The following is a 19,468-nucleotide window of genomic DNA, read 5'->3' on the forward strand; positions in this document are numbered from 1 at the left end:
CTAATTAATAGAAAATGTACCTTTGTGCCAAGATTATGATTCAAAACAAATGTAATTAAAAAAATGGAGATGGTAGTTTTAAACTACTCTACTATTAACACATAAAACATACTCAAATTATGAACTACGATGTAATTGTAATTGGAAGTGGTCCTGGTGGCTATGTTGCGGCTATTCGCGCTGCTCAATTGGGGCTCAAAACAGCTGTTGTTGAACGTGAGTCTTTAGGCGGTATTTGCTTGAACTGGGGATGTATCCCGACCAAAGCATTGCTTAAAAGTGCACAGGTATTTGACTACATCAACCATGCTTCTGATTATGGTATTGAAACGTCTGAGGCAAAAGCTGACTTTGGCGCTATTGTAAAACGCTCTCGTGGAGTAGCAGACAAAATGAGTAAAGGGATCAAGTTTTTGATGAGTAAAAACAAAATTGATGTCTTGATGGGGAGTGGTAAGTTAGTTGCTGGCAAAAAAGTAGCCGTTACCGATGACAAAGGAGGAAGCAAGCAGTATGGTGCAAAACATATTATTGTTGCAACAGGTGGTCGTGCTCGCCAATTGCCTGGAATCGCAATTGATGGTAAAAAAATAATTGGCTACCGTGAAGCTATGGTACTACCTGAACTGCCTAAGAAAATGGTGGTAATGGGTTCTGGTGCAATCGGGATGGAATTTGCTTATTTCTACAAAACACTAGGTACTGAGGTAACAGTAGTAGAATACATGGACGCTATTTTCCCTAGAGAAGATGCTGATGTTTCTAAAGAAATGAAAAAAGTATTCAAGAAAGCTGGCATGGGCATCAAAACTAGCTCTGCGGTTACTCAGGTAGATACTAAAGGAAAGGGTTGTAAAGTAACCATCAAACACAACAAAACGGGCAAAGAAGAAGTCATCGAATGTGATGTAGTATTGTCTGCTGTTGGTGTGGTTCCCAATACTGAAAATATCGGTCTAGAATCTCTAGGGATCAAAACCAACAAACACGGTTTTATTGAGGTAGATGATTTTTATCAAACCAATGTTGCTGGCATTTATGCTATTGGTGATGTATTGGCGACACAAGCTTTGGCGCACGTTGCTAGTGCAGAAGCAATTACTTGTGTTGAAAAAATTGCAGGGCATCATCCTGAAAAAATGGATTATAATAATATCCCTGGCTGTACTTACTGTATCCCAGAAATTGCTTCTGTTGGTATGACTGAAGCGGCTGCCAAAGAAGCTGGTTATGAATTAAGAATTGGTAAATTCCCATTCTCTGCTTCTGGTAAAGCAAGTGCTTCTGGCGCTAACCATGGTTTTGTAAAAGTTATTTTTGACAAAAAATATGGTGAATTCCTAGGTTGTCACATGGTGGGTTCTAATGTAACGGAAATGATTGCTGAGGCTGTTGTTGCTAGAAAACTAGAAACTACTGGTCTTGAAATCATCAAATCTGTACATCCTCATCCTACTATGAGTGAGGCAATTATGGAAGCTGCTGCTGCTGCTTATGATGAAGTAATCCATCTATAGGAAGTCCTTCATTTGGAGATTTGAAAATATGGAATGGTAACAATTGATTTATTTCCGTACTTTCAAATCTCCAAATTAATTTTTTTTAGCGATACAACTACAGAGCAGCTGTTCCAGCTTCGGCTACCGCATGATCGTTCTCTACTGTACTTCCACTAACTCCAATTGCTCCAATCACTTCCCCTGCTTCATTTTTGACAGGTATCCCTCCAGGAAAAGTAATCAAACCACCATTGGAATGCTCAATATTGTACAATGGACCTCCTGGCTGAGATAATTCTCCAATTGCGCCAGTATTCATATCAAAAAAACGAGCTGTTTTTGCCTTTTTAATAGAAATGTCCAAAGAACCTAACCAAGCTCCGTCCATACGAGCAAAGGCAATTAAGTTTGCACCAGCATCTACTACTGCAATATTCATTTTTGTGTCCAATGCTTTTGATTTTCGTTGAGCTGCCGCAATCATTTTCTCTGCTTGCGCTAAAGTAATTGACATAATATATAATGTTTTATAAGATGATATAATTAAAATGCAAAACTATAACAATAGCATTAAGTTTAAGTTTATTTTTTTCTTAAAAATAAGTTAAATTGTTTTTTAAACAAAAAACAAACGCTCTATAAAAAACTAATAGTCAGCACCTCAACACTTTTTTATTAAATAAGCACATTAAAATAAAAGGTTCTTTTTTTCATCTGGCTATTCTTGTAGCAATTGGGCAATAATTTATTGATTTTATAGGATCAACACAATAAGACTTAGATAATATTAGTAATTTAGATGTAATTTCAGCCTAAGCATAAAAGTAGTTCATCAAATATTAAAGTCAGCTTCACCTATCTATAACAAACAGATTATCTAACAATTACATTGCCCCCTTTTCTCCTATTTCAACATAAATCATTGTCTACTTCATCGTTGAGGCAACTAATATTACCCCAATTTTATTTATTCGTTATAAGGATCAATTCTTTAGTTTTCTCCTTAATAATTCTTAAGAATAGTTGTATCTTTAAAAGCAGTTCCATTTTCTCATTAAAATCCTCAAGATCTAATTCCCAACAACGTCTAAAATTCAAACATCATTTTTTATCAAAACAGTTGACGAATGTTGAAGCATATCTATTGGTTAGTATTTTTTTTAGCAAGTGGAATACTTAGCTCTTTTGCGCAGGTTACAACAATGGAATTAATCACTTCTTTGGAGCAAGAAGCGACTCAGTTAGAAGAACGACAAATGAGTTTATCGTTAGAGTTAGAGACTTTGCGCCTAAAAAAAATAAGAGAAGACCTGCACCATCTAGGGCTTCCTATTGTCAAAGAAGGTTCGGACAATGAAGTGGTCGAGCATAGTGCTATGGTCTTAGGGTATAACGAAAGTCACGAACAGGCAAATTGGGTGGCTCATCTAGTTATTCCTGCCGTTCACAAGGGAAATTTGTCTAGAACCAATGATTTCCGCAAAGATTCCTTGGTAACAACGGGTTCTGCTGAAAAGGCGGATTATTGGTATAGTGGCTATGATAGAGGGCATTTGGCTCCCTCTGCTGATTTTCGTTGGTCAAAACGTGCCATTAGCGAATCTTATGTCTATTCTAATATGGCACCTCAACGACCTGAACTTAATCGAGAAATTTGGGCTCGTTTAGAAAGCTTTATACGAAAACATGTTTGGGTACAGAATGAGCAACTCTATGTGGTTACAGGTCCCATTTTTGACAAACAAATAGAAACGATTACACAAGGCCCCAATGTAATTTCAATCCCCAAAAGCTTTTACAAAGTAGTATTAGATCTCAGCGGGCAGGAAAAAAAGGCAATTGCATTTGTTATGCCAAACGAATTGTGTAAACAACCTTTGGTTAGCTATGCCACATCGATTGATGAGGTAGAAAAATTAACAGGGATTGATTTTTTTCCTAAGCTAGAAGCTACTTTAGCTGCTCAATTAGAAGGCAATTTTGATTTTGGAAAATGGGAAAGCCTAAAAGAAGGAGAAATTTCGGCAAAAGCTCCCCTAAAGGTAAACGAGCGGCCTAAAAACACCCTCAACTCCTTAGAAACTGATTTGTTTATGAACAAAAAAGCTTGTGTTTGTGGTACGGTAGTTTCTACTCGAAAAACCAAGAGTGGGCTTGTCCTTTTTAACTTCGATGCTAAGTTTCCCAATCATACTTTTTCGGGGTCGGTATCCTCTAGTAATGTCAAAAATTTTAGTTACGATCCAGAAATTGAATTTTTAGGCAAAAAGCTATGTGTTACAGGAAAAATTACGGATTATAAAGGTAAATCAACCATGTCTGTTGAACATGAAAAAAAAGTAAGCTTCTTAGACGACCAAGGTAAAGCCTTACCAAGATAATTATCTCATCTAAATAACTTCAGCATGTTAAAAGTATTAATTATTGAAGATAATGCGACAGGAGCCGCACTGCTAAATGACAAGATTGAAAAAAACTTTTTGGACAAGCTCACAGTAGTAGGCATTGTTGGTACGGTCAGTGAAGCAATCCGTTCTATTGAGACCCAAAAACCAGATTTGCTATTTTTAGACATCCATTTATTGGATGGAGATGGTTTTGAGGTACTTGAACAAACCCAAGGAAAACAGTATGATGTTATTTTTACAACCGCTTATCAAGAATACTCACTAAAAGCCTTTGATTATTCAGCCCTTCATTATCTACTCAAACCCATTGAGGAGCGAGAACTAATCAACGCCATTCATCGTTTTTTGGAGAAAAAAACAAGCCTTTCCTACGATCAAGTCCAGCTCTTTAAGCAACAGATACAGTCTGGCGTCCAGAAAATAGCCATCTCTTCTATGACAGAGATTGTATTTGTTTTGGTAGACGATATTATGTATTTTGAAGCAGATCAGAATTACTCAAAGATTTACCTAAAAGATGGTAAAATGATTGTTTCTACCAAATCACTTGCCTTTTACGAAGATTTGCTTCTTGAGACTGCCTTTTATCGAATTCATGGCAAATACCTCATCAATACCAATTGTGTGATTAAATACATCAAGGGTAAGGGGGGATCTGTTCTTATGCCCAATAAGATGGAATTGCCAGTTTCTGTACGAAAAAAACAAGGCTTTATTCACCAAATGCTTAAATCCAATGCCTGATTTTTTTCTTTATTACAATAGTTTTACAACAACTTTGGTATGCTTAAGATGACTTTGGTTCCTTGCTCCAAATCTATAATTTCTAAGGCAAATTCTTTTTTATAAATAAGGCTAAGGGTTTTTAGACGAAGCTGCGTATTTTTAATTCCCATGGGCTGATGTCGAATTCTTTTGGCATTTATTTTTTGAGAGGCTGCTCGACCAATTCCATTATCTATGATCGTAATTTCTAGATTTTCATGAATGGCATTCATTGCAATATGGATGCTGCGATCCCCCTTTTTGGTCGCTAGGCCGTGCAATATAGCATTCTCGACCAGCGATTGTAACAACATTGGAGGAATTTTATACCCAAAAGCATTGGGGGGAATAGGCGACAACTCAAAATTGTGTTGGTATCCTGTATTGTGCTCCTCCATTCGCAACTTTTCCAATTTGAGATACTCCTTCAGTGCTTCCAGTTCTTTGCTAAGCAATACCAAATCATGTTGAGAATTTTCAAGAATTCGCCGAAGCAATCTAGAAAAACTACTTAAATATAAAGCCGCTGACTCCTTGTTATTTTTCTCTACAAAATAGAGGATAGAATTCATGGCATTAAAGATAAAATGGGGTTTGATTTGGCTGTGTAATGCTTTTTGTTCGGCTTGAACCTTTAGCTTTTCTAAGCGATTCTGTTTTAGTTTCATTCTCAACCAAAACCCAATCAAAAGCAAGATAAGTAACAACAACATCAACTTGAACCCCAAGGTTTGGGTATAATGAGGTTTTATCAAAAATTTAATGCGGCTGACTTGGGGGCTAATGACTCCACCCTTTAAAGCCACCCCTACCTGAAATTCGTATTCCCCAGGTCCCAAATTAGCATAATGTACGGTGTTTTCATTGGTTAAATACCAATTTTCATCTACCCCTAATAAGCGATAACTATAGTCAAACTTTTGGTTTCCAAAATAAATACTTGCAAATTCAAATTCTAAATGATCCTGATAATAGTCGAGTTGTTGTTGTTCTGGGGTAAAAACTTGACCGTTTGCTTTGGCAGACAAGAAATACGTTCTGGGAACCGTTGCTTCCGATGAAAAGAATTGATTTAAGTTATCAATATACGTCAAGCCATTGTCCGTAGCAATCCAGACGGTATTTGCATCGACTAAAACATCATTGACGCTAGAAGAAGGCAAGGCATTGTTACTCGTCAGTAAGTTTACTTTTTTAATAGAAAAATCAGCATTAAACTGTATTCTATTGCAGCCATTGTTTGACCCAACCCAGATCACTGAATCATTTTCGATGGATATATTTTTGATAAAAGAACTTATTAATCCATTTTTGGGCGTGAATTGCCGTTCGACCACTAAGCGGTCATTGACAAGCAGCAAACCTGAGCCTAAGGTACCCACTATATATTTGTTGTTAGCAATCCGCTCTATGGAAGTAATACGCTCCTTTAGTGCCTTATGGCTTTCCCCTAAAAAATAAGCTGTGTCAAGCCTAGGATCATAAGAAAACAAACCGTCGTGTGTTCCCAATAATAACAAGCCTGAAGAATACGTTGTAATAACATTGGTTCTTAACGTTACAGCAGTGGCTTTTAGTTGTTGTTGATCTTGTTTAAAGAGCCCTGTTGTCTTAGCAAACCACAATGTTCCCTCTCTATCCTTGAATATACTTTTGGTCGTCATGCGTTGACGATAAAGCGTAGAATCAATTGTCTGTAAAGCAAAATTAGTTCCGTTCAAAATCGTCCCATCTGAACATAACAACCGATCATTTTCCAACAATATAACATCCGAAATATAGTCTGAATAACTCTTAGAAATTGTACTAGGCGGTAAGGTAGACAACTGGTAAACAATCCCCTTTCTCGTTATACCATAGTTCTTTTTTTCTTGCTGAAATAAGCGGATAAAGGGAGTCGAGTTAATAGGCTGTGAAGTCGGTTTAAAAAAATTCTGAATGGTTCTATCAGGAATCCAAAATACTCCGTTTTTATAGGTTGAAAACCACAAAGCGCCATTGGAAGCAATTCGTACACTCGTGACAAAGTAATCTTTGAATAATCTTTTAGGAGGATAATTTAGTTTTCCGTTTTTGTAAAAAAGAAGCCCTTTAGTCGTTGACAACCAAAGGTTTTCTTCTTGATCTTCATGGATTTTTATAATAGAGCTCGTTCCGCTAGAATCTGGAAAAACACTCGTTATAATTTCTTCTGTTTGAGGATCAACAAGAATTAGTCGTTGCGTATTAAAAAACAATAATTTCCCATTGGATAAGGGTAATAATCCATGACCTCCCCTTTCCCCTGCTGCAACAACAGCTCCTTTTCGTTGGTATGTAAATTTAAGATTACCGCTTTTAAGACCAATAGTATGTCCAATATGGTGTTGTATACCAACTAGCAACATTTTGTTTTCTGTCAACAAAAACAACTGCTTGTGAGGCAAGGTATCGCTTACAAAGCTAGTGTTGATATATTTGGTTTCCAGTTTTTCTTCTGATGGAGAAATGTAATAATATTTATTGTAATCTGAAGTATCGCCATTTTGAGGAGCAATTAAAATTCCTCCACTGCTGTCAACCACCAAATAGGGCATCACGCTATGTTCTCCAAATTTTTCTTTTAGTGCTTGGCTAAGCGGGTGTTTGTATATTTTGTGTTTAAAATGATAACACAATTCATTCCGAAGGGTAAAAAACCAAGTCCGACCTTTATGATCACTTACTGCATTAAAAACAGTATTGCTCACCAAACCATCCAAAGAACTAAAATGCTTAAAATTTTGTCCATCAAATCGAACCACCCCTCTATCGGTACAAATCCAAATAAAGCCTTCCTTGTCTTCATGAATTTGATAAACCTCATTACTCGGTAAATGATTCTCAGAAGTAAAGTTTTTAAAGGGCATGGTTTGCCCCCAACTATTTAGCTGTAAAAACATCAAAAACAACAATGGGCTTAATCGAAACAGCATAGTTGAGTTGGTCAATAATGGGGTAGAATGGATCAATTTACAATCATTCGTTCTCCTTCATTAAGGAATTACATTTTTATATAAAAGTACTACCTATTTTTTAATCAAAGGTTCTCTGCCCAATGATTTTTGTGAAAATTAAAATGGGGGCAGCTTTTATCTATTTTTAGATCGCTTTGCTCTTAGAAATTAGATATTAGATCCCAATTACAACTTAATTGGGATCTAATATCTAAGCGTGAAACGATCTAACCTCTAAAATAGGGCTAGAAAAAGCCCATTCTGTTACATGTTAAAAACCGTCGGTAGAGGGAAGCAAAGGCTATTCCTCCATTCAAAAAGAAAGAGACCACCCTAAAATGGGCCTCTCTTTCTATCTATTGAGGAACAATTACTCTATTTTATAAAGCAGTAGTCGTATTTAATTGTACTAATCCTATTTGGCTCGTATTCGTATTCGCCTCAAAGGTTCCAGTAAATGTAATCACGGCTTGGTTGTTGGCCGAATTGGTAGCAGCAATAACCGTAGCTGCCAGCTCATTGCTTCTATTTCCTATCGTTCCTTGATAATAAGGCCAACCACTTCGCAAATCAAAATTAGCCTCCAAATTCACAATTCCAATGTCTGTACCCAACTGATCTTCATGCGTTACTGCAATTACAAACCCTTCATTGTTAGGCAACCAATCAATAGAAGCTGCTTCGTAAGTAGATCCAAGTGACAAACTAGATGGCGCCGTAAGCCCTAAAAATTTAAAGCCGTAGGTGCTGCTATTGGTTCCATTCGGATACTGTGTATTTAAGGCTTCATCTACTTGAAGAACAAAAACCTGATTGGCATTGACTAAGCTGCTATTTTTAGCATGTCCTGTTATTGTTATTTTCTGAGTGCTAGGGTTGTAGGTAGAATGCCCTCCTGCTAAATCATAATCTTGATCTCCAAAATACTTTGGGCTCAAAGGCATTCCATTATCCTTTCTCATTTTAATGGCTGCCAATTTGCTGTTGAATCCATTGTTGCCATCTTTTTCTTGAACCGTACCAATTACCAAATAAGCATCTGGTAAAATCTGAATAGAAGTCCCATAATCCTTTCCTGAAAAGCCATACGTTGAGTTTCCTGCAAACCAAAGCGGGGTAAAAGAATCGTCCAATACTGTCGTAAAAATATCCGTTAAATCATAAATTCCATTGTCTGGGTCAATGGGCTTGTTGGTAGTAATATCTGTTGTGTATCCTGTCAATACGTATTTGATTACGCCATTATTTTCATCCAATTTAAAATCAGACAGCATCTCTGTTGATTCTTTTCCTTCTTTTAATTCGGTTCCATTAACAACACTAAGTCCTCCATTCAAATCCAACTCATACAGCACAATTTTACTTTGGTGTTTGGTTCCTACAGTACTTGCTGCATTAGGATAAGCAACATACGTTCTATTCCCAGCAATAACATAACCTCCATTATTGGGCAACAATTCTACCTTAACAGCTAGCTCGTCATATCGCACATATTCATTGCTCAAAGCCCCTGTTCCCATTCCTGCTGCTTTGCCCAATAAAACCGACCATTGCTCGATGCCAGCCGCATCTGTTTTTATCACCAATATATCTGCTTCCACCTCTGTTGCTTGCGAATAAGCACTGCCCACCATAATATAACCGCCATCTGGTGTTTGTTTAACATCTGCGGCGATCTGCTTGGAAGAGCTGCCATACTGCTGGACAAAATCAATGTGTGCATTGGTTGGTGTAAGATTGGGGTCTTGCTGACAAGCAGTATGAAACCCTAGGATAAAAATTAGGAATAACCACGATTGTATTTGGGTTGTTTTTATCATAATATTTATTTTTTTAATTAAAAGAGATAACCTCCATTTGTTTTAAGTCAAAATTTAAGGGCATTCAGGCCCCATTGGAGGGATTGTTACTGTTGTTCTAGTTTGGATAGATCTAACAACAGTTGTGACAAGATCAAACTTCACTAGATTATCTTTTACTCCCTCTCTCTCTGCATCGGTTGCTAACCATGCAACACCATCTACAGCACGCCCTCGATTGCTCTTCGTTAGGGTAACATTAGGTACCACTTTCCGTATTGCTTCAATTCTATCACTCATAATTGCAGGGTTCCCCCCCCAACCTCTTGCTCCTGTAAAGACAGTTACTTCAATCGTAACTTGTGTAGAGACCACTGTTCGTTGATCGGTGACGATATTAATGGTATTTCCATTGGGACCAACAACTTGTTTGGTACTGCTATTTGTCCAAGGTGAAGTATCTCTAACAAAGGAACCTCCCCTGCCAGCTACTGCGTCCCGAATTGCTTTTGTTGCAGTACCAGTATTTATAAAAGAAGCCAATCCTGAATTAAATTGTACCCGTCCAAGCGATTTAGATTCCGTATTAATCGTTGGTTTTTCATTTTTAGTTGTTGTATTGGTAGAGTTGACCAACCAAACTAATGGTTTGACTTTAAAATCAGTCGCCTTTAGGTTGATCGAAAAATGATTGCGGGCAGCCGTAAAATCACAAGGTCTTTTAGCACGACTAGGAATTCCCTGTCCATTACCTAAAATTTGAGGAAGATTCTTATTTTCTAGATTCCCCTTATTCTGCTCATATACATTATAATAAATGATATTTCCTCCTTGGTTGCATTGAGGATAATACTTTTTGGTAATAATTCGTTTTGCAGTATATCCTACCACAATGCCATTTTCTACTGTAACAGGCTCATAATCTTCATCCGTAATGATAATATCATAACATAACTGTCCATGCGTAATAAAAGTTAACTGTTTAAAGTCAACATACCCTTGTTCGTTTTTGCAAGACAAAATAACCTGGTGTTTTTCCCTAGGCTCAAAAGTATGATCTAGTTGGATTGTTCCCGTAACGGTTACGACATTCTTACCTTTCCATTGCCCTGTTTTTTTTCCATTCTTATCCAAAATAGGGGTAGCTTTTTCTGTTTGCACCAATTGTTGGTTGATAATTTCATTCGTATCCCCCGTTCGAACATTTTCAGATTCCAGCTTAATTTCTACATAGTTATCTTTGGCAGGCAAGATGATATTTTCTATCGTTGCTTTAAAAGGGATTTCAGTTGCCCCCAACTCTTTTTTAGTTTTATCAAAAAAGTATATTGACTCATTTTTAGGAGTAGGAGGATCGATATTAATTTTCAACTCATACCCTTCAATTACTTCCTTTTTAGGAGGTTGAGTAGTTCCTACTTTTGAGGTAAAATAATCTATATTGGGTGCTGCAACGATACCATTTATTCCCTTACAGTTAAACTTTAAGGTATATTGATGTGAAGCATTCCCAGCTGGAACAGGAGGAGTAATAACAGCAGAGTATTCAACAATATTGATGGTATTATCGTTTTCAGATGCAACTTGTGTCTGAACAATTTTCACCTTTGTTTGACTAGAAAGATTTACTAGCTTGCCATCTTGCCAAATACTTAAATAAAACTGTTGATCACGTTCTTGGATTTTGCAAGGATCTGTTATGTTTAGTTCTTTGGGACAAGACATATTTTCTATTCGGAACTTTACTTTGATGGAAAAATTAGCGTCTTTATCCGAAATAACAATAGGATTCGAATTGCCCGAAGGAGTTGTATCGGTCGTTACAATGGCAATCTTTAAGGGCAACTGTTTTTTAACGGTAACGTCCTTCTTAGCTTTTTTTTGCAGTAACAAACAAGTTTTTTTAGCCTTTTCTATCGCTACTTTAGCAGCTTTTAATTGATCTTTTTCTAGGACATCCGCATGCGCTACTAATTCTTTGTAAGCAACCGTTGCTGCCTCGTAAACTTTGCGTGCTTTGAGATATAATTCTTGATAATTTTTATCTGACATTATTAATTTAGTTGTTGTTATAAAAAAGCTTATACTTGAATTCCTAATTTTTGCATTAGGCTACTAAAAGTGGCAAAAGTGGCTTGTGCCTTCTGCTTTTTTTGAAGAATTTCAGCAGGCTCTTGAGCAGCAAGTGGCGTTGTATCTTCCTCTTCTTCAGATTCTTTTTTTGCAGGAGCTGCTTTGGCTACAACCAACTGCACATTCGCTTTATTGAGTAGCGCTTTGGCTGCTTTGTTAATTTTATCTGCCTTCGCACTCCCCTTTTCAACATTAATCTGCAAGGTAGCCTTATTGCTAGTCGGCAACTTTTGATAATAAGCTTTGCCCAACAAGGTAAATTTTTTGTTCTCTTTAACTGCTGCTTTAGCAAAGATCTCCCATGGCATTGTTGCTGTACACAACATTACTAAAGGATGCACTGTTCCATCAGGAAATTGATGCTTCTCGTTGGCAAAAAACCAAACGGCTTGCTCTGCTGTAGCACAGGATTGAGGAGCTAATTTCATCAACCTAATAAATTCTTTTTTGTAAGCTTCGAATTTTAATTCAACTGCTTTGGGACTTTTTAACTTTGTTTTCATCGATCTATTTACTTGAATGAATGCAATAGAATAGCCTAGGAATAAAATGTTATTTCCTTTATGCTTGCTACTCTAAATTTATTGGTGGGGAACAACACAAAGATAGGGGATAAAAGGAGCCTTTTCTAGCACTTTGAGTAAGTGTAGAACCTCATTGTATAAGTGTTGTTCTTTGTTGTGTAAGTGTTTTTTGGGGTAAAAAAGCAGGCTTTTGTTAAAAATTAGGGCTTAAACCAGATGCTTGCTGTTATAATCTTCCAACATGATTTGATACATTTCCCACCAGCCCTTAGTGCGATCCATCGGGCTATCTGTCGGGCTCAATAGCTCATCTGCTTCTTTCAACAAATACCAAGGAATATAAGGATACTCATGATGTACCCAATGATAGCCGCCATTGTGAAACATAAAATTCCAAAAGAAAGAAGTATTGGAGCGTGTTGCTGCCTTAGCGAGATAATGATCGGTTATTTCTGACCAATAAAGAATTGAAGAATAAGCCCAAATTAGAGGGATTATCCAGTACCAAAACAAGAAAGAAAAACTATTGGTCAACCCACAGAACACCAATAAAATGGCATAAAATAACAATACACCTTTGTGCTTAAAAAGTCCCCCTAGTTCGCTTCGTAACCAATGAAATCCAACCCACCCCAATAAAGGTTGTAAAATCCATGTAATAAAAGGATGGATTCCCTTATATAATCGATAATCAATATAATCTTGCGTCAAATGGTCTTGTTCTGATAATAAGTACCCATGATGGGTTTGATGTTCGGTTCGCCATTCGTCCAAGGTAGTTAATATAGCGTATGCGATTAAGTTTCCCACCCAAACATTCATTTTTTTGGTCTTAAATAGATTCCCATGACTCGCTTCATGCAGTAAGGATTCTCCCATAGCAAACTGAATCATACCAATAAACCAAATTAATAAAATTGTAAGCCACCAATGCTGTCCCCAATAATAAGCGATCCCCAATGCCATCCCCAAAAAGATTAGATCTCTAGTTACAACTAAGCCTCCTTTCCAATTGCTTTGTTGTCCAAATTGTTGTCGTATCTCTATTTTTGATAACATTTCTAATCTTTTTCCTATTAAAATTGTTTCTTATATTAATAAACCACTGGTTTCCAACTAAAATGCAGCTCTTAGGCATTTCAGCTTAACTTTATTATTTCAAAAGTGCAAGGATTCTACTAATGGTGCATGGTCAAATATAGCAATACTTCCAGAAAGTAGCAGGTTACAGATTTAATAGAATCAATTATTTTGCGTTTTGCTGCATCCTTTTTTGCTCTTTGCCCTATTAATGAACTTTTGAGCTTGATTTATCAAAAAAAAAGAGTATAATTGGAGTTGTTAATACCAAAACAATCAAGAAAAAGAACATGACAAAGAATAAATCTTTTGTATTTACCCCATTAAATAATTCCCAAAAGATTGACAAAACTAACGAGCTTGCCGTTCCCAATACTCGTTATTTTAAATCCAAAGAAGCATTTGATGCAGCAGTAGGGCGAGATTTTATTGATTATGCCAACGCAACTACTTCGCTAGGTCAGAAATTTTTAGTAGGCTTGGCACATGGGCAATCCCCTGCTGGTGCTTATCAATATATCTTAGAACATTTTCATGAAATAAAACGCTCTTCATTAATTCGTTTTACGTTTACTAATTCTAGATTAAAACGCCAAAGGGGCTTAGAAGGGGTCATGGACGCCCGTGCCCTATTGACCAAGATGCTACGCAAGGGGCTCATCACCAAAGATCAGATATTAGGTCGAAGTTTGGATCGAGAGAACATAGAACAATATGCCATTGGATTTAATACCAACCTAAGAGACTATTTAAGACAAAACAATAAAGTAGGTTACGATTATGTCTTCCTTAGTTTTGACCCTACAGGTAGAGTCGCTGGTATTTCTAGAAACTCTGAAGCTTTTGATTCTAACGAGCTTGTTATTATAGTAGATGATTTAGGAGAGCCAGAATTAACAGGAACACCTCAATTTTTGGCAAAGGCAAAACGAATTGCGTTTTTGGCCACCAAATCCGATAAGCGCCGCCCACTGGCTTGGTTGTATTATCGCTGGGGAAAAGTCAACGAAAGCCCTAGTTTTTTGAGGCATATTGACCAAGTAAGGGAACGAATGACTGTATTTATTGACGACCATGCTTTGACTTGGCCTCAGATAGAAATTGTTCGTCAAACCCCTTATGGTTCAAGTACGATTCGGCTTGACTTTGCCAAGCCTTATGACCCCAATGCCACAGAAAAGCTGCCAGTAGTTTTGCTCATTCATGGCTTTTTAGGTCTCAACTCTTTTGATAGCATCCTAACGGCTTTGCCTACCCACGATTATATTGGTACTGCCATGCATTATGGCTCTATTCCTCATGACCTCCCTCCTAGTCTTTATTCTGATCATGTGGTCAAAAATATTGACGAGGTGATTAGCTATTTTGGAAAAAAAGGACATCCTGTTTATATCTTTGATCATTCTATGGGAAATACTTACTTTATGCTCATGGACAGAGATTATGACCAACTACCTGGCGTCAAACACTATTTGTATGGTCGGATAGGCTCCAATCCTTTCTTTTGCGAACACGCCAAACATGCCTTTGTTGGTTTCTTAGATAATGTGTTATTACCTGCGGTGTCGTTTCGTCAAAACATTGGTGTCAAAACCATGTTAATGACCCTCCGTCGTTTGGTTCCGCTAGACACCAAAAAAGGAGTTCGCCAAAGGGGTATTAAATTGACAGATTGGCTCATACGAAAAGATTCCTTAATGCGAGAAAAATTATGGCAAGCGGTAAAAGAACGAATCTTGCACCTGATGACCAACTTGGAATCGGTTCCTCATTTAGATAGAATTCCAATTGAACGAGCCTTGAGCCGACTTCCAGCCAAAGTCTTTGCCATACAAGTGCATGCTGCTTTGTTAGAGTCTAAATCGCACGACAAGCAAAAGTCAATGCCCAATATGGCAAAACACAATATCCCAATCTTGATTTTAAAGAGTAAAAAAGATGCCATTGCTAAATTCTCTCCTCAGTTGCACAAAACGCCTAATATAACGGTGATTGATGTGACCAACCCAGATGAAGATGATTTATTTAGGGAACATTTGTACCACATGGTCAACCCTGAAAAGTCTACGAGAATTATCATTGATTTTATAAAACGTGCCGAAGCAAAACGAAAAGCATAATTCACTAGGTTGCAACTAGCCCTAAAAGTTTTAAGTCGTATGCTTTGTCTATAGCAAAACATACGACTTAAAACCTAAAAATCATAGAGTTCTATCACTGAAGATAATGTACTTAAGGAGCCAATAGAACGATTTTTATTGCGGTCTACTACCCTCCAAAATCTACCGTAAAGCCTCCAATAAAACGAATGGGGTCTTGTGGTGATGCTCCTAAAGAAATCGTAGAATTATCGGTTGTATGGTAATATTGATTATTTAGCACATTGTTGACCTTAACAAAGAGATTTACCTTTGCTTTTTTCTGTTTGGCAAAACTATATTTAGCAAATAGATTCCAAACAACAAAAGCAGGATTGCCTGCCTGTATTAATTCGCCATCAATGTCAATAGATCCATTGTTGTAACTAGCAGAACGATATAGAATATTATTGCTTATGCTAAAGCTTTTCCACTGAAACAACAAACCTGCTTTCAGAGTATGCTTGGCTGTAAATGGTAGGTATTCTAGCCCTTCCATTTTTCCATCGGCATAGCTATAACTGGCATGGATTTTTAATTGAACTTGTTCCTCTTGACCAAACACCAAACGATAGTCTGCTCTTAAGGTTGTCCCATAAGTAATGGTAGGAATATCACTATTAACAGATTGTTCTGTAGCAGTAGCAGGAATCCCCACAAACATAGGTTTTTCATAGTTAGTCCTTGAAACAATAGCATTCTCTATCAAATTAAAATAGGTATTTAATCCTATTGAAAAATCTCCCTTTCCATATTTTCCAGAAAATTCTGTTGTACGCACCTTTTCAGGCAACAAATCCTCATTGGGAACATGCCAGAATCCGCCTGTAATGTGGGTATTGTTTCCAGCAGCATCTTGTACGGGAAAGAAGGTGCCAAAATGCTCGTATTTTTGTTCTGGCGCTGGTTGCAAAAATCCTTCGCCATAAAATAATTTTATATTAAAATTATTAAAAGGCTTGTAAATTAGCCCCAACCTAGGATTCAATGTATTATAAGCACGTGCTTCTTTATTGGGAGAATACTCACTGATGTCAATAATTTGATCAAATCTCAGACCTAAGGTCAACAGGAACTTCTTGTTTAAGTTCAAGCGATATTCGGCAAAAGCTCCCAATATAATTCTACGGATATAATAAAAGTCTTGATAGATTTTCAGGCTATTTCCGTCCAAATCTGTATAGTCTGTTCCTAAATAATAAATATCGTAATCTGGTGTATTTGCCATAGAAAAAGGCAAAAAAGGATTGTTATTTTGATGAGGCACATCATCACTTTTGGGCAGTGTGATGGAATGTTGCATCGTCATCCCAAATGCTAATTTGTGTCGCTTGCTAATTTTATAATTAAAGGTCTCTGTCAAACGAACCCCAAAATCAGAACCGATACTGTAGGCATCTTTATAATTCGAGAATGCATTGATGTATTTACTATTGGTGGGAGTAAACATCAAGGTGCCATTTAAAACACTTTTTAAGGTCCATTTTGAAGATCTTTTGGGCAAAAACACATGTTCTATATTTAGTCCTGTTAAGGAACTCCCAAACCTAGATTCTGCCCAATAAGGAGAGTAATGAGATTTGGTGCTAACGGCACTGCTATGTTGCTCTTGATTATGAAAAATACCAATTTTCCACTTTTTGAACTCTAATTTACCTTCTACAAAGTAAGCAAAACGGCTCATATCAAACGGCTTAATAGGAAGCGTCTGCATATTTCCTTCTTGATCGACAGGACTATTTAAAATAGCTCCATCTTGCAGGTATTTTTTGTTGTAAAACCTAAACTCATCCAGATAATAGTCATTTAATTTTGCACCTTCCGAATAATAAAACCCACCTGACATAGAGAAAGAAACATCGTCATTTCCAACGCCAAACTGAAAAGCATTACTGGTTGTATGATTCATACCATAACTTCCTGTCAATGAAAACTGCTCGCCTTTTTTACCTTCTTTGGTAATAATATTGATGACTCCCATATAGGCATCTGCCCCATAAAGCGCTGAAGCAGGCCCCAAAATTATTTCTACTCGTTCTGCATAGCGAATGTTGTAGTTTTCGAGCAGCGCATATTTGCTATTCACCATACTACTATAACGAATTCCATCAATCAAAATTAAGACTTTTTCATTGCCATGAACCCCTCTTGCAGAAACAGAATTATAATCCTGAGAAGCATAACGGTCTTGAATTTCAATCTCAGGTATATCTCTCAACAACTCATTGATTCCCATATAACCTTGCTGTTCTATCTCCTCCGCTGTGACCACATAAACAGTAGCAGGTGTATTTTCTATAGATTCTGTGGTGCTCGCTCCTGTTTCAATGGCCGTTTTTTGTTTGGCGGCTAATGCAGCATAACTATAAATATTGGTTACCTCTGCGGCATATCCTCTTGACAGTTTAAAATAAGCTAATTTTGTCCGATCTTCACGAACCTGAATTCCTATGATACGAGTTGTTTTAAACCCAAAGGCGGTACACTCTAAATTATAAACACCAGGCTTAATATCTGTAAAAATAAATTCACCTGCATCTTTAGAAAAAGACCTTTTTTCTTTTCCATTGCCCTCAAAAGGCACCAGTTTAATCGTAGCTCCTCGTATGACCTGCCCTGATTCAGCATTGGTGACAATCCCTCTTATACCACCATTAATTTCGGTCCAGCCAAAAACAAAACTATAAGAAAAAAAGATTAGTATTATACTACAAAAAATTTTCATTTCAATTTATGGATTAATGCATCTAATAACCAATAAAGTTATGCACTGTTCTTTATAAGTAAACAGCTCAGATTAGGCAATATCTCCCCACATCATCTATTGATATAAACAATGTGCATAGCTAATTTGAGCTGTTTACTGTGAAAACAATGTTGGTGTTTATAGACTGTCTTTAAAAGGAGTTAGCGTAGAAAAAGAATTGGCTATTGTATCAATGACATCATCAATATCAGAAGCCGTTGTTAGATAAAGATTAGCCTCTAGAGGATCAGCACTGCCAGCAAGCACTACCAGTAAGTTATTGATTTCTATATTGGATAATGTTTTCTGCATTCCATATTTTAGCCCTGAAATAATTCCATAAGCTTGCGTTAAATGATGGTAATAGATAGCAAGATCGGAAGTGTTTTTCTTAGCATCATTGAGGTAAGAAATGGCAGTGGCAGCAAGCAATTTTTCGGTTTCTATTCGTAGCAACTGACGCATTTCATCTCTGGTATCGTAATCTCTAGCAGAAATTGCTGCTCTTCCTTTTAAATAGGCATCCATAAGCCTAGAATTAGATCCAACATAGGCATTTACCTTATTGGAATAAGCTCCTAAAAAAGATAAGTTAGAATTGTTACTAGGAAAATTAGTCGGTACATTATAATAACCAAATGCCTCATCCCAGTAATGCTCCATATTAGTTCCTCGGCCAGAAAATACCCTCTTATTATCTGTATTCATCTTTGTCTCGCCTAAGTGCACCACTGTAATTTGATAATAAAAACAAGCACTAACCAATAGTTGCTCAATTATTTCGGCTAATTCAATGCCATTTCCATTCAATAAATAGCCCTTATTTGTAGTGGAACTGCTCATGATTCCTGACAAACCAACGGAAGCAGTAACATTGAGGCATCTACTTGCTGAATCTAGTGCAGAAATATAGGTCTCTATTTCGTCTTGGATAGCTGGATTAGTTTTGTTCTTTAGCTCTACCCCTGTAGTATTTAAATCTAACTCTGAGAAAGGAGCATTGGTATTGCGATACATATCAAGCATGATTTGCTTGCTGACATGCGGTACACTATAATCCCCTGCTGACTTAGCATAATCGGTTAATTCAGTCAACATCTTAATTCTTGCTTTCTGCCGATCATAGTTCACATTTTCAAACTGATAACTGGTTGGTATTGTATAATCATTTGCCATTTTTTGGCAGGCAGACAAACTAACAAGGATCATACTCAAAAAGAGTAAGGATTGGATACGGATTTTCATAATGGTGTAGTGGATAAAGATTCGTTTTTTTTTCTGAACGATACAACAGACGAGTATTCTATAATTCAGAAGGATAAAAAATAGTTTTTTTCACAAAGTTAAGCAATAGCGTAGAAAGTGCTAATTTATAGATTAAAGTTGCTTTACTTTAACATA

At 36.9% G+C, this 19,468-nt stretch carries 12 protein-coding genes; 4 read left to right on the forward strand and 8 right to left on the reverse strand.

Annotated features, from left to right (window positions below; genetic code table 11):
- The first annotated feature begins 119 nt into the window (after positions 1 to 119).
- Complete coding sequence (gene lpdA / locus AsAng_RS11365) at positions 120 to 1,517, forward strand: dihydrolipoyl dehydrogenase (RefSeq protein ID WP_264792904.1); 1,398 nt, start codon at positions 120 to 122, stop codon at positions 1,515 to 1,517.
- Between the two features lie 97 nt (positions 1,518 to 1,614).
- Here the strand turns inward: lpdA and AsAng_RS11370 are convergent, their stop codons facing one another.
- Positions 1,615 to 2,013 (reverse strand): GlcG/HbpS family heme-binding protein, encoded by a 399-nt coding sequence (locus tag AsAng_RS11370; protein WP_264792905.1) that lies wholly within the window; start codon positions 2,011 to 2,013, stop codon positions 1,615 to 1,617.
- A gap of 613 nt (positions 2,014 to 2,626) precedes the next feature.
- On the opposite strand from AsAng_RS11370, the gene AsAng_RS11375 reads away from it, so the two are divergent.
- Both AsAng_RS11375 and AsAng_RS11380 read left to right on the forward strand, forming a co-directional pair.
- Positions 2,627 to 3,880, forward strand: a complete 1,254-nt coding sequence (locus AsAng_RS11375) for a DNA/RNA non-specific endonuclease (RefSeq protein ID WP_264792906.1) — start codon at positions 2,627 to 2,629, stop codon at positions 3,878 to 3,880.
- A gap of 24 nt (positions 3,881 to 3,904) precedes the next feature.
- Entirely contained in the window at positions 3,905 to 4,651 is a 747-nt protein-coding gene (locus tag AsAng_RS11380; RefSeq protein WP_264792907.1) for a LytR/AlgR family response regulator transcription factor, read from the forward strand.
- A gap of 23 nt (positions 4,652 to 4,674) precedes the next feature.
- Here AsAng_RS11380 and AsAng_RS11385 read toward each other — a convergent pair whose 3' ends face one another.
- The 5 genes from AsAng_RS11385 to AsAng_RS11405 form a co-directional block, all read right to left on the reverse strand.
- Complete coding sequence (locus AsAng_RS11385; RefSeq protein WP_264792908.1) at positions 4,675 to 7,626, reverse strand: sensor histidine kinase; 2,952 nt, start codon at positions 7,624 to 7,626, stop codon at positions 4,675 to 4,677.
- Positions 7,627 to 8,027: 401 nt separating this feature from the next.
- Positions 8,028 to 9,467, reverse strand: coding sequence for a hypothetical protein (locus AsAng_RS11390; RefSeq protein ID WP_264792909.1), 1,440 nt, complete (start codon positions 9,465 to 9,467; stop codon positions 8,028 to 8,030).
- Between the two features lie 54 nt (positions 9,468 to 9,521).
- Positions 9,522 to 11,498 carry a hypothetical protein gene (locus AsAng_RS11395; protein ID WP_264792910.1) on the reverse strand — a complete coding sequence of 659 codons (1,977 nt, stop codon included), beginning with the start codon at positions 11,496 to 11,498 and terminating at the stop codon, positions 9,522 to 9,524.
- A gap of 29 nt (positions 11,499 to 11,527) precedes the next feature.
- Entirely contained in the window at positions 11,528 to 12,082 is a 555-nt protein-coding gene (locus AsAng_RS11400) for a hypothetical protein (protein ID WP_264792911.1), read from the reverse strand.
- A 228-nt stretch (positions 12,083 to 12,310) separates the two neighbouring features.
- A complete protein-coding gene (locus AsAng_RS11405) occupies positions 12,311 to 13,162 on the reverse strand; it encodes a fatty acid desaturase family protein (RefSeq protein ID WP_264792912.1) in 852 nt (283 codons plus the stop codon).
- A 311-nt stretch (positions 13,163 to 13,473) separates the two neighbouring features.
- Here AsAng_RS11405 and AsAng_RS11410 point away from each other — a divergent pair, with 311 nt between their 5' ends.
- On the forward strand, positions 13,474 to 15,303 hold the full coding sequence (locus tag AsAng_RS11410; protein WP_264792913.1) for a 6-phosphogluconolactonase: 1,830 nt from the start codon (positions 13,474 to 13,476) through the stop codon (positions 15,301 to 15,303).
- Positions 15,304 to 15,451: 148 nt separating this feature from the next.
- Here AsAng_RS11410 and AsAng_RS11415 read toward each other — a convergent pair whose 3' ends face one another.
- Together AsAng_RS11415 and AsAng_RS11420 are read right to left on the reverse strand one after the other, a co-directional pair.
- Positions 15,452 to 18,046: a TonB-dependent receptor gene (locus tag AsAng_RS11415; RefSeq protein WP_264792914.1), complete on the reverse strand. Its 2,595-nt coding sequence runs from the start codon at positions 18,044 to 18,046 to the stop codon at positions 15,452 to 15,454.
- A gap of 159 nt (positions 18,047 to 18,205) precedes the next feature.
- A complete protein-coding gene (locus AsAng_RS11420) occupies positions 18,206 to 19,312 on the reverse strand; it encodes a DUF4856 domain-containing protein (RefSeq protein ID WP_264792915.1) in 1,107 nt (368 codons plus the stop codon).
- Positions 19,313 to 19,468: the final 156 nt, after the last annotated feature.

This window comes from Aureispira anguillae, from assembly GCF_026000115.1.
Taxonomy (GTDB): Bacteria; Bacteroidota; Bacteroidia; order Chitinophagales; family Saprospiraceae; genus Aureispira; species Aureispira anguillae.

Coding starts and splice junctions, on each gene's coding strand:
- lpdA (WP_264792904.1), top strand. CDS start 120: ATGAACTACGATGTAATTGTAATTGGAAGTGGTCCTGGTGGCTATGTT.
- AsAng_RS11370 (WP_264792905.1), bottom strand. CDS start 2,013: ATGTCAATTACTTTAGCGCAAGCAGAGAAAATGATTGCGGCAGCTCAA.
- AsAng_RS11375 (WP_264792906.1), top strand. CDS start 2,627: ATGTTGAAGCATATCTATTGGTTAGTATTTTTTTTAGCAAGTGGAATA.
- AsAng_RS11380 (WP_264792907.1), top strand. CDS start 3,905: ATGTTAAAAGTATTAATTATTGAAGATAATGCGACAGGAGCCGCACTG.
- AsAng_RS11385 (WP_264792908.1), bottom strand. CDS start 7,626: ATGCTGTTTCGATTAAGCCCATTGTTGTTTTTGATGTTTTTACAGCTA.
- AsAng_RS11390 (WP_264792909.1), bottom strand. CDS start 9,467: ATGATAAAAACAACCCAAATACAATCGTGGTTATTCCTAATTTTTATC.
- AsAng_RS11395 (WP_264792910.1), bottom strand. CDS start 11,498: ATGTCAGATAAAAATTATCAAGAATTATATCTCAAAGCACGCAAAGTT.
- AsAng_RS11400 (WP_264792911.1), bottom strand. CDS start 12,082: ATGAAAACAAAGTTAAAAAGTCCCAAAGCAGTTGAATTAAAATTCGAA.
- AsAng_RS11405 (WP_264792912.1), bottom strand. CDS start 13,162: ATGTTATCAAAAATAGAGATACGACAACAATTTGGACAACAAAGCAAT.
- AsAng_RS11410 (WP_264792913.1), top strand. CDS start 13,474: ATGACAAAGAATAAATCTTTTGTATTTACCCCATTAAATAATTCCCAA.
- AsAng_RS11415 (WP_264792914.1), bottom strand. CDS start 18,046: ATGAAAATTTTTTGTAGTATAATACTAATCTTTTTTTCTTATAGTTTT.
- AsAng_RS11420 (WP_264792915.1), bottom strand. CDS start 19,312: ATGAAAATCCGTATCCAATCCTTACTCTTTTTGAGTATGATCCTTGTT.